Origin of the sequence: Bacillus vallismortis, from assembly GCF_004116955.1 — a bacterium.
Taxonomy (GTDB): Bacteria; Bacillota; Bacilli; order Bacillales; family Bacillaceae; genus Bacillus; species Bacillus vallismortis.
Window position 1 is genome coordinate 2,804,924 of record NZ_CP026362.1, and the last position, 12,297, is coordinate 2,817,220.

The 12,297-nt window shown below is 43.0% G+C and carries 7 protein-coding genes; all 7 read right to left on the reverse strand.

All coding sequences use genetic code 11. The features are described from left to right. Position 1: 1 nt before the first annotated feature. On the reverse strand, positions 2–703 hold the full coding sequence (locus BV11031_RS14875; protein ID WP_010329096.1) for a thioesterase II family protein: 702 nt from the start codon (positions 701–703) through the stop codon (positions 2–4). After that, positions 700–1,683, reverse strand: coding sequence for a cysteine peptidase family C39 domain-containing protein (locus BV11031_RS14880; protein WP_010329095.1), 984 nt, complete (start codon positions 1,681–1,683; stop codon positions 700–702). The genes BV11031_RS14875 and BV11031_RS14880 overlap by 4 nt, the downstream gene beginning before the upstream one ends. Next, entirely contained in the window at positions 1,673–3,178 is a 1,506-nt protein-coding gene (locus BV11031_RS14885; RefSeq protein ID WP_026014467.1) for a serine hydrolase domain-containing protein, read from the reverse strand. Before BV11031_RS14885 ends, BV11031_RS14880 begins: the two co-directional genes overlap by 11 nt. Beyond that, a complete protein-coding gene (locus BV11031_RS14890) occupies positions 3,175–7,674 on the reverse strand; it encodes a non-ribosomal peptide synthetase (protein WP_041952550.1) in 4,500 nt (1,499 codons plus the stop codon). Before BV11031_RS14890 ends, BV11031_RS14885 begins: the two co-directional genes overlap by 4 nt. Before the next feature lie 81 nt (positions 7,675–7,755). Continuing rightward, positions 7,756–8,949, reverse strand: a complete 1,194-nt coding sequence (locus BV11031_RS14895; protein WP_010329092.1) for an MFS transporter — start codon at positions 8,947–8,949, stop codon at positions 7,756–7,758. Between the two features lie 124 nt (positions 8,950–9,073). Continuing rightward, positions 9,074–10,264 carry a CamS family sex pheromone protein gene (locus BV11031_RS14900; RefSeq protein WP_010329091.1) on the reverse strand — a complete coding sequence of 397 codons (1,191 nt, stop codon included), beginning with the start codon at positions 10,262–10,264 and terminating at the stop codon, positions 9,074–9,076. Positions 10,265–10,279: 15 nt separating this feature from the next. After that, positions 10,280–12,286, reverse strand: a complete 2,007-nt coding sequence (gene ligA / locus BV11031_RS14905; RefSeq protein WP_010329090.1) for an NAD-dependent DNA ligase LigA — start codon at positions 12,284–12,286, stop codon at positions 10,280–10,282. Positions 12,287–12,297 lie beyond the last annotated feature (11 nt).

Consider the following 12,297-nt stretch of genomic DNA (forward strand, 5'->3'; position numbering starts at 1 on the left):
TTCACACCACTCCTGTCTGATTCAAAATATGATTGATTTTAGCTGTCACTTCTTCTGTCTTCTGATTAATGAAAAAATGATCTCCTTCAAATTCGTAAAATCTGCATGTCTGACCGGTGTACTGATTCCAATCAGATAAATCAAACAGCACTGACGGCAGATCACGTTTTCCGTAAAAAACCGAAATATCGCAGGATAAAGGAGCAACAGCTGTATTCCTGAATGTTTCCAGCAACTCAAAGTCAGCTCTTAAAATAGGAAGGAAAAAGTCAAGCATATGCTCATTTTTGCTGAATTCTTCGGGTACACCCCCCATCTCAATAATCGCTTGTTTTAAAGCGGAATCTGAAAGCTGATGAAGCACTTTCTTTTCCGGAATATGAGGCGGGAAACGCCCGGAAAAAAACATATGGATCGGCTGTTTATTTTCCATGGTTAATTTCTTTTGCAATTCGTATGCAAGCAGCGATCCCATGCTGTGTCCAAAAATGGCATAATCCGAATCATCCAAATGGGACTTTGCTTGCTCAAAAAGATCTTCCGTCACGGACCCTGCATGACTCAGCAATGGCTCAGACATTCTCGTTCCATGTCCCGGAAGCTCTAAGGCCACCAGTTTAACTGATGCATCAAGATATCTTTTCCACCCGCTGAAGATGGTGCTCGAACCCCCGGCATACGGCAGACAGAATAATTTGATCATTTGACCCTCTCCTCTTTACCAATATCCTTCAGGCATTCAATATGGGCTGCTTCAAGTTCCAGCACTTTTTTCAGTGAATCTTTGATTCGATCTTCATAACCAGAAGAAGATCCTCCCGAAAAATAAAGCTTAGCCGCCAGATGCCGCGCTGCTTCCCACTCATCAATAATGTCAGACGTCACAGCGGCAAGCTGTTCAAACGCCGGAAGAAATGCGAGGCGGTATTGCTCTGTTTTTTTTACATTTAAAATTTCATTAAATGAATGAAGGAGCTTTTCGCTGTCTCTTATGCTATGAAATTGCTCAGTAAACCGGCTGAAGGACGCCAAACCAGATAACATCCGATCTATATGCTCGGTGATGTTATGAACAAAGAAGGCAGCCGCATCCTTGAAAATGATTTGTCTTGAGCGATCCCTATCCGGATCATAGGAAAAGGAGGCATAAGAATGAAAAGCGGCAGGAGGCTGAAAATAACTGTGAAAGCCTTGATAGGCTTTGGCCAAATGATGATATGAAATATTTCTGGCTTCATATGACAAGTTATCGGGATAACGGTTTTCAATGGCAAGGACAGTCTGATCTACGTCATGAAAGCCATAAATCAGTATGCAGTTCCGGCTATGCTTAGACATATATTCCTGTCTATAGGGCTGCGCATATGTATCCAACCAAATGATGACAGGTTTATTTTTAAGAACATCCCGTTTCACATCATCTATGAGACTGCTGCTCACCGATTGCTTATCCGCGCTTATTCCCTGCTGATTCATGACATACTCAGGATCATAAACTTCAGTCCGATCAATCATTGGATAACCGTCTTCATCCAATTGATACGAATATATGTCATTTAAAAGATAAGGATAGATTTCTTGCTGAAACGAGCGAACCACTGAAAAATAACAGTTAAAAAAACAGCTGCGATAAAATAGGTCGTTAAACGGCTGAATACCAGGGATGGATGTTTCACATTTCATGCGTCTCACTCCTTCTTGCGGCACGGTGATTGAAAAAACAAGCGGTTAAACCGAATATACAGGAGGCAAGGAGCAGCATATAATATACCGCCGCCAAATAAAGAAGAGAACCGGGTCCCCAAATAAATATCATGCTCCAAGGCAAGCCATTAAAGGCGAAGATTGAAATGAGCTTAGGCGCCACTATTCCGGCTGCCAGCAAAATCACCCAAAGCAGCGCCTTTATTCCTGTTCCCTGCTGAGCGGGAACATTTTTCGATTTTACACCTTTTAGAAAAATATAAATTCTCCACAGCAGAACAATAAGCAATAAACTGAATAAAACGAGCATGGCAGCCGCAGCTTTATCAATGACCTGAAACGGATCAGTGACAGAACCGTCCTGCTCTTGGCTTTGATCGGTTATTACCTGTATAACAGAACGAGCGATTTTCTCAGGATACGCGCTGTTCATATTAGCCAAAACCCCTACAGCCGCATTATCGTCAGAGCTGACGATAATAAACGAAGAAAAGTTGGGGTTGGAGCCGGCATGGAACACTTCTTTGACTCTGCCCTTTTTTTCAAAAATTGACCATCCCGCACCATAATACACACCCGGCTCTTCGGCTTTTACGCTTTTATCAGGCAGGTGGCTTTGCTCAATCAAGCGGCCTATATCACCGTCGCTGTGATTCAGCTGATATCGAAGCCATTTGGATACATCCTCTGCGTTCGTGATAATATATCCGGCAGGCGTGTTCCCCCTATACTCAGGCGCTTTATAGGCTCTGGCTTTTAAAAATCCAATTTTAAAACCTGATGAGACATCGCCAGCATGTCCAGCGTGCCGCCCAGCATACGTGTTTGACATATCTACCTGCTTAAAAACGTGCTCAGCCATATATTGCTCGTACGGCTGTCCTGATGCCTGTTCAATGATATATCCCAGCACATCATAATTGATTGTGGCATATTCAAATGTGCTTCCCGGCTTATGACTAAGTTCAACTCCCTTTAATCCCTTCGCCGTTTTCTCCAAAGCATCTTCCTTTGAATCAACTTTGATATCCGCTATCGATAAAAAAGGAATTCCGCTTGTATGATGCAGCAACTGTTGAATTGTGATATCTGTTTTCTTTCCGTTGTAAACTGCATAAAATCCGCTGATATACCGGCTGACAGGGTCATTTAGACTGATTGCCCCCGAATGTACAAGCTTAAGTACACCCAGTGCAGTAAACGCTTTAGAGGTTGAGCCCATCTCAAACAATGTCGAGGCGGTTACAGGGCGGCTATGCCTTTCGCCGGCATAACCAAACCCCTTTTCGTATACCACATCATTTCCTTTTACCACTGTCACTGCGATCCCCGGTATTCCGCTTTCCTTCATCTGCTTTTCGATCAGAGCGTCAATGCGCTTATCAGCTGGCGTCTGGGCGCTTGCCTGTCCGCCACCCCAGATTTGAATTGACAGGATACAAAGACATAAAATCAGCCATACGTTTCTCATCATTTGAACAAGGAATCCAATTCTTCTATAGATAATGAGGCGGTTTCGAAATCTGATGGCGTATATTCGACAGACTCTTTTTTACAGCAATGTTCAGTCAGCTCCTTCAGCTGTACAAAAAATTCATCTAAAAGCTGTTCCATATCCTTTGTCTGATAAAGATCGCTGAAGATTAAATCCAACGTTAACTGTCCGTCATAGATTCCCGCAGTCAAATCAAGACTGACTGTCAGATCATTTTCAGGTGATGACTCTGCGCCTGAATTTAAATAAGTCATGCGGTATTCTGATTTGTCTGCTAAAAAAAGGTCAACTTCTCCCAGATAATTAAAGCGCAGCTCAGGATTCCTGTGATCCGGCATTCGTTTACTCAAATAGGTGAGTGCGCCGTAGCCAATACCCTTATTGGGAATATTCCGCAGGTTTTCTTTCACTGAACGGATTTGCGCCGGCAGATCAGCCTCTGCCTGAAACACGGCGGGATACATTGCTGTAAACCAGCCGAACGTCCTTGAAAAATCTAAGTCTTCCTTTAATGGCTCTCTTCCGTGACCTTCCAATTCCACAGAAATAATCTCCTTGCCTGTGCAATGATGGCAAGCCCGGATTAACGCAGTGATAAGCAAATCATTTGTTTGGGTTTGATACGCCTCATTTGCTTCACTGAGCAGTTTTTGAGTCATCTGGCTGCTCAAAGACCGTTTCAGTTTTATGCTATTTTCAACTTTGGAATTTTCCGGACAAATCCCATAGAGCGGCTCAATCTTTTTCACTTTTTCATTCCAATAGCTGCATTCTTCTTCCGCCTCACGCGAATAAGCGTATTCATTGATCGAATTTGAAAATTCCTGATAAGAATGTGTCTTTAAAGGGAGTCTCATCTCTTCCTTCTTATCTATTGAATGTAAGAGAGCAAGAAAATCATCAATCAGGATTTGCCATGATACACCGTCCGCGATCAGGTGATGGGCCGTAAATAACAAATGCGTTTTTTCGTTTGCTTTGATCACACCGGTTTTAAAAAGCACTCCATTGTATAAGCCCGTGCTTTCTCTCATTTCTTGCCCGATCACCGCTATTTGTTTGGTTTGCTCTTCCTCGGAAAGATTAGACAAATCATGGTATTCAATATAAGGTTCGATATTTGTATTGTGATAGACCAAGGTATTCGTTTCTTTTTCTACATTCATTCGCAAGCTGTCGTGATGATTGATTAAAAAAGACAGAACCGCCTTTACATCTTCAAGATGAACCTCTTTTTCAGCAGTTAGCATAACCGATTGATGCCAGAAATGAGCGCACTTTAAATCCAAGGACCAGAACCATTGGGTAATCGGCGTGCCCAACACTCTGCCTTCTGCTTGTTGTTGAGAAATTGCAGGCGATTGTTTGCTAGTCACAGCACTGACAAGTTCTCTAAATACGGGATATGTCATAATATCCTGAGTCTTGATAAAAAGACCTTTTTCTTTCATTTTCGAAACGAATTGAATGGCTTTGATAGAATCTCCGCCAAGCTGATAAAAATGATCCTCTGGGCAAATATCAGTCTGGCCAAGAATCTCCTTAGCGGTTTCCAAAAGAACCGCCTCTATTTCCTTCTGCTCATCATTTAACAATCCATAATCTATCTGTTCTTGATACAGTAAAGGATCAGGAAGCGCTTCCTTGTCTGTTTTTCCATTTTGCGTAAGCGGAATATAATCCATCTTGATAAAGTAGGCCGGAACCATAAAAACGGGCAGTTTGCCAGAAAGCTTTTTCCTAAGCTCCAGCACTGGCGTAGGTGCAGAGCTCACTACATATGCCGCCAATTGCTTTCTGCCCTGTGAATCACCAAAATCAATGACCACTGCTTCTTCTATTTCCTCGAGAGAAAGCAGGGCTAATTCAATTTCTCCCAGTTCTATACGGTAGCCTTTCAATTTGATTTGATGGTCTTTACGCCCTGCATATTCAAGCAATCCATTATTTGTTCTTTTCGCCAGATCGCCTGTCTTATACATTTTTCTGTTATTTATGAAAGGATTATCTAGAAAACGCTCGGTTTGCAAATCCGGACGCTTCCAATATCCTCTGGCGACATTATCGCCTGATATATACATTTCACCTTGAGTTCCCGGCAATACCGGCTGCAGCTGTTCATCTAATAAATAAATTTCTGTATTCTGCAACGGAACCCCAATTGGAACCGAAGCTTGCTGATCCTGTTCTCTGTCATATTTGTGGATCATACACCCAACAGTCGCTTCTGTCGGCCCGTATTCATTAAAGATCTCGATGCGTTGATCTGATGCTTCTGTTATTTGGTGTGCTAAAGAAACAGACAGCTGCTCTCCGCCAACGATCATTCTTTTTATAGAGGAATCTTTTAAGTTTGCATCTTTCAGCAACGCTAAATGTGCTGGTGTCAGCTTGATGACAGCCGTTTTCATTTCTTTTACGATTTGATGAAGTATAAATTCCGGAATATCTTCTTGTCTGTAAATGATAATCTTATTTCCTGTCACTAATGGGGTGTAAATGGATGTAACGGTTAAATCAAAAGCTATGGATGAGTACAGCGCAAAGCTGTCCTCTTGGGAAGAAGTATAATTCTGAGAGGCTGATGTAATGTAGTTCACAAGGCTTTGATGTTCAATCATCACGCCCTTCGGCTGCCCTGTTGATCCAGAAGTGTAAATCATATATGCGATGTCGGAAGGATCGTTCCTGATGTCTAACTGTCCCGTATCTAAATCATTAAACTTGGTGCAGTCAATACTGATTGGTTTTACGTGCCTTGGCAAACGGCAGTCTATTTTAAAAAGAGGGTCTGTAATAAAAAACGCCGCTTCACTATTTTCTAATATATACTTGATTCTTTCCGCGGGATACTCGGGGTCGATCGGCACATAAGCGCCGCCTGCTTTTAAAATGCCCAGTAAAACAGCAATCAACTCCGGTGAGTGTTTCATGCTCACGGCGACAAAATCACCGCGGCTTATTCCTTTATGTATAAGGCAGCGAGCAATTTGGTTCGAGCGTTCATCCAGTTCTTGATAAGAAACATGTCTCTCGCCATCCTCTATCGCTGTGCGAAACGGATGCTGCAAGGCTGTTGCTTGAATTAATTGGTTGATTGTCTGCTCTTTCGGATAGTCGGCCTGCGTCTGATTCCACTTACATATCTCGTCCCTTTTTTCTTGTTCAGTTAAAATAGTCAAATGTCTGAATTGAATGTCTGGATCCTCGATAAGCAATAAAACCAGGCGGAGTAAACGGTCTTTCAATTGCTGAATTTCCGCTTCGCTGTAATCCGCAACCTTGTAGTCGAACTGCAATTCAATTGCTCCGCCTTCGTCCCATTCTTTAACCGCAATTTGAAGGGAATAAGGCTGTGATCCGTTATATAATTCATCATATTCGACATGGCATCCATCTATATCAGAAGCAAGATCGGTGTTGTATGAATTGATATACATTTGGAAGAGCTGGTCGTATCCCTGTTTTGCCAGCTGCAATTCCTTTATCAGTTCGTCATAGGGGTACCGTTGGTGGAGAAAGTATTTTAGGTAGTCTGAATTGACTTCTTGTAAAAAGTCTGAAAAACGTTGGTCTAGGTCTGTTTTCTTTCTGAACGGCATCGTACTGACAGTCATACCCGCCGTGCTTTTTTCCTTCTTTCCAGACCTGTTTAGGACCGGCGTGCCGATAATGAAATCATTCTCTCCCGTTGCTTTGCTCAAATACCAAAACAGCGATGCGGTAAACAATGCGTTTAACGAAGAGCCTTGCTTTTGAATAAATTCATAAACAGCAGCAGAATGTTCTTGGTCAAGTTTAAATCGTTTGCGTTTTCCAGCAATGTTCGCTGAACTTTTTGACAAGAAGCTGTCTGGCAGATGAGAAAATTCCTCTTTCCAAAATGCGGCATCTTTTTTATATCGTGGCGAAGAAAGGTATTTTTTCTCTTTTTCTATGAGAATCGAATAGTCGTCACCGCCTTCTTCTTCAGGCAGTTCTCCATTTGCCAGAAGCATGTACAGATCCTTAATCTTATCAATGATGATTTTCATAGACCAGCCGTCGGCAATAATATGATGGCATTTGATTAAATACCCGCAGGTTGCTTCATCTGTTTGGAAAACATAAAATTGAACAAGTGCGCCATTATATAAAGAGAAAGGTATTTTAAATTCCTGTTCGGCCCAATCTAGCATTCTATCATATGGATGGTCTGTTGAAGTAAAATCGACTGATGGCACACGTGCCTGCGCTATTTCGTCTATGTATTGAAGAACTGAATCTTCCTGCTTCATGAGCCGTATTCTGAGGGACTCTGTCTGTCTGATACAATGCTGAATGGCTTTTTTTAAGGTCTCAAGATGAAGTTTTCCATTGATTTGGATAAGGCCGCCAATATGATTAATAGCTGTTTCTGGGTATAAATTTTCGATATTTAATATCCTTTTTTGATGATGAGAAAGAGGAAATAAATTCAAGTTACCATTCAACATATCCACCTCTTTACAAGTAGTATTTTACATCACCAATTTAAACACACAACAAATAATTTGTAAATATTTATAAAACATTGTCTATATTTGTTCATTTTTTAGTTTTAAAGATAAAAGCGCTGAAACAGTAAATATAATAAAATTCAAGAAAAATACATATTGAACACCCAGCCAATCAGTAAGGCTGCTCATAATTAAGATCGAGGCGCCGTATACAAATGTACTTACTGTATGCTGAGCGGACAGTATTTTCGGAAGCAAAGTTTCGTTTATGCTCTCCTGCACATAAGTTCTGATCGCAATTCCCCGGAGCTGAAATGAAGGTCCTAAAATAAAGACAAAAAGCAGCGATGCCAACGCATACTTGTTAAGCGCAAGGCATAGTGTGCAAGCGCCGATGGCAAGTGATGTCCATAAAATCATCGAGAACAGTTTTCCATTCATTATTTTTGAAAGTTTCCAAACGATTAAACCGCCTGTAATGGTGCCGGCGAAATAGCTTGCGTTAATAAACCCCCACCATGTTTCGTTTTGATGCAGCACTACATCGACATAAACAAGGATAATGGCACCTGTCCAAATACTTCTGCCGAACATGGATAAAAGCTCAAGAACAGTCAGCATTCTGATAACAGGCATTTGATAAATTGCTTTCCACCCGGAGGAAATTTTATCCACAATAGACTCGTTTTCTTCCTTTTCGGCATCTCCTTTTCCCGCATCCTTGACAAAAAATAAAGATACTGTAGAGATGCCATAAAGCGCAAAAGTCAACAATAGAAGCAATTGGGGCCCGAGCCATTTGATCAAAATACCGCCGAGCAGCCATCCGAGTAGGAGCACGATTTGATCAGAGGTCAGCACCAGGCTGTTTGCTTTCAACAACATGGATTTTGGAACAAAACGGGGAATCATTGAATTTCTGACCGGAATAGTTCCTCCATCTAACAGCGACATTAAAAATACGATAAAGAAAAAAATCAAAATAGATTTAATATGGATCATAAATATGAGAAGCAACAAAGATAACAGAATGGTTTGCGTTAACTGTAAAAAAATCAAAATGTGCTTTAATCTGTATTTATGAATAAAAACCGGTATAAATACTGCGCTTAATGACTGACCCACAAACTGCATCATAGCTACCAGCGAAGCCAAAAAGGCCGAGTCTGTGACTTGATATGTAAACAGGGTCAGTACCAGCACGTATAAAGAATCTCCTAAATTGGCAATTGACTGGCCCGCCCATATGAAATAAAAGGATTTATTTTTCATATTTTCAACCCTTTTCTATTTTTAGAACATCATAACACAAATAAACACCCTCTCCAATGCTACTTAACCTTCAAAAAAACGCAAAAAACCCCTGCGCCGCAGCGGCACAAGGGGTGCTCCAATATTAGTCATAAATGTGAACAGTCGGCTCTTTATCTCCTGCATTGCGGATAATGACCGCTTCCTGTCCATCGGAAGACGTGATATTCACTTCGAGATTAAGTGAGCTCTTAGCGTAGTAATCCATCACTTCACCCGTTAAAAACTGGGTAAACGCGACGACTTCACTTTTTCCATAGAATTGCATTGGAATGTCGATCTTCATTTTCGTCATTTCATTATTTTCATACAACGCTGTCCCTACAACGCCTGTGTAGTTCGGGAAATACTCTTCGATTGAATTTTTGAACCGCTTAAAGACCTCGGTGTCATCCGGGTATTTTTCTGCTGTGGTTGTATCCGCCGGATAGAAAACATAAGTTTCATTGATGTCATCCCAATTTGAGATATCCGCGGAGCCTGCTTTGACTTCTGTTTTGGCTAAAAAGTTCCCCGGCACAATCGATGTTTTTGACGCCTGCTTGTAAAGCGCGATGGTGATTGGCACATTCTTCAGGTTATCTTTTTGACGGAGACGCTTAATGACCTCCTGTGCGATTTTTTCTCCCTGTTTGCGGAGCGTGCTGTCCTTAATCTCCACCTCTTTTTGAGGGTCGCCTGTTTTTTCACGATAGTAATACACAGAGTTCAACGCCAGTCCGATCATCACGCCGCCAAGCTGAATGGAGTTTTTGTCTTTTCTGACTAAATAATCGTGCTCCAGCATGGATGCTAAATAAACCGGGCTGCTTTCGTTTTGCTCTTCTGTTGAACCGGAGCTTGGAAGCGCTGGGTTCAAGCCTTCATTTTTGAAGTTTTCATCCTTTTTTTGGGCTTTTTTTAGATCAGAACCTGTTTTTTTCCGTGCAAGCCAGCTTAATACAGTATCTTCATCTAAATATTGCCCTTCTTGGAACAGATAATCTTCAGTCGAGAAAGATTCTTGGGCAAGACGCATCAGCCCTGTTTCAAACTCATCAATATCCAATCTTGTATTCAGCTGTTCCGTCGTCAAGCCGCGCGCTTTTCCCGCCTTAAATGGCAGCACCATTTTGTAATAGGAATCAGAGATGTTATATTTCGGGACAATCGCTTTTTCTGACGATTTCGCCGTCTTTTGCGTGATCTCTTCCTCCTTCTCCCCCCCAAAACCTGACGAGCAGGCAGACAGCATTAACACTGCCGCCGTTGCCGCCATTGCCAACGTCTTTTTCAATAGAAAACACTCCTCTTATTTCTTTAGCTCTCCGATTAACTGTTCTTCATTCCACACTTCGATGTCCAGCTCTTGCGCTTTTGTCAGCTTGCTTCCAGCCGCTTCTCCGGCGATGACCAAGTCTGTGTTTTTGCTGACGCTTCCAGTCAGCTTTCCGCCGAGCGCTTCAATTTGCGCTTTGGCTTCGTTTCTAGACAGTTCTTCCAGTTTTCCTGTCAGGACAATTGTTTTACCGGCAAAGTAAGAATCGCTTTCTTCTGCTTTTACTTTTTTCGGGCCTTTGTAGAGTGTATTGACGCCCAGCTCCTGTAGTTCATTCAAGAGATCGAGCATTTCTTCTTTATGAAAATAAGTGATGACCGCGTCAGCCATTTTTTCACCGATTTCGTCGATCGCAAGAAGCTCCTCTAAAGAGGCTTTTTTCAGATTCTCCAGACTTTCAAAATGCATGGCGAGCGTCTTTGCGGCCTTTGAACCGATAAAGCGGATGCCGAGTCCGAATAGCAAGCGCTCTAACGAGTTTTCCTTTGATTTTTGGATGGAGCTGATCAGGTTTTCAGTGGACTTTTCTCCCATTCGTTCGAGCTGGATGACCTGTTCCTTCGTCAGCTTATACAAATCCGCCACATTGCGGACAAGATTCTCCTCAAACAGCTGTGTGATGACTCGTTCGCCGAGCCCGTCAATGTTCATGGCATTGCGGGAAACAAAATGGATCAACCCTTCCCGGATTTGCGCCGGGCATTCAGGATTAATGCAGCGAAGCGCCACTTCTCCTTCGATGCGGACGAGTTCGCTCCCGCATTCAGGACATTCCGTCGGCATGCTGAATTCCTTTTCCTCTCCCGTGCGCTGTTCAACAAGGACGTTCACGACTTCCGGAATGATATCGCCCGCTTTTTTGACAACGACCTTATCCAAGATTCGAATGTCCTTCTCTTTAATTAAATCTTCGTTATGAAGGGATGCTCTTGAGACCGTTGTGCCGGCAACTTTTACCGGCTCGAGAACCGCGGTCGGCGTAATGACACCGGTTCTGCCAACATTTAATTCGATATCGAGAAGCTTTGTCACGACCTCTTCAGCAGGAAACTTATACGCGATGGCCCAGCGCGGGCTTTTCGCCGTAAAACCGAGCTCCTCCTGCTGGTCAAGAGAATCTACCTTAATCACGATGCCGTCAATTTCATACGGGAGGTCAGCGCGCTTAGCCTGAAACTCATCGATCAGCGCTATGACTTCTTCTATGCTGCCGCACTTTTTTCGTTCCTGATTCGTCTTAAATCCGATTTCATCGAGAAAATCTAGTCCCTGGCTTTGCGTCCCCACTCCAATTTCGTCAAGCTCCGCTATACTGTAGACGAAGATATCGAGGTTTCGTTTCGCCGCAATTTTCGGATCGAGCTGTCTGAGTGATCCCGCGGCGGCATTTCGCGGATTGGCAAACGGTTCTTCTTCGTTTTTGATCCGTTCCTCATTGAGCGCTTCAAACGAAGGCTTTGGCATATACGCCTCGCCGCGCACTTCGATGGACAAATCACGTTTCATTTTGAGCGGAATATTGCGGATCGTCTTTAGATTCTCCGTAATGTCCTCTCCTGTCGTGCCGTCACCTCTTGTGGCTCCTCTGACAAAATAGCCGTCTTCATAACGGAGAGAAACAGCAAGACCGTCTATTTTCAGCTCCACATTATACGCCACATCGTCACCGACAGCCTGGCGCACGCGGCGGTCGAAATCACGGAGATCATCGGCATTAAAGGCGTTGCCCAAACTGAGCATCGGCGTGCCGTGAGTGACTTTCTGAAACGCTTCAAGCACGGCTCCGCCGACACGCTGCGTAGGAGAGTCAGGCGTTCTGAGAGCTGGATGCTCCTCCTCGATCGCAATCAGCTCCTGCATCAATCTGTCATATTCGGCATCAGGGACGCTCGGTTCATCTAAGGTGTAATATTCATAGCTATACTTGTTGATGGTGCGGCGCAGTTCTTCTGCACGCTGCTTCGCTGTTTCTTTGTCCATCTGCTTCTTCC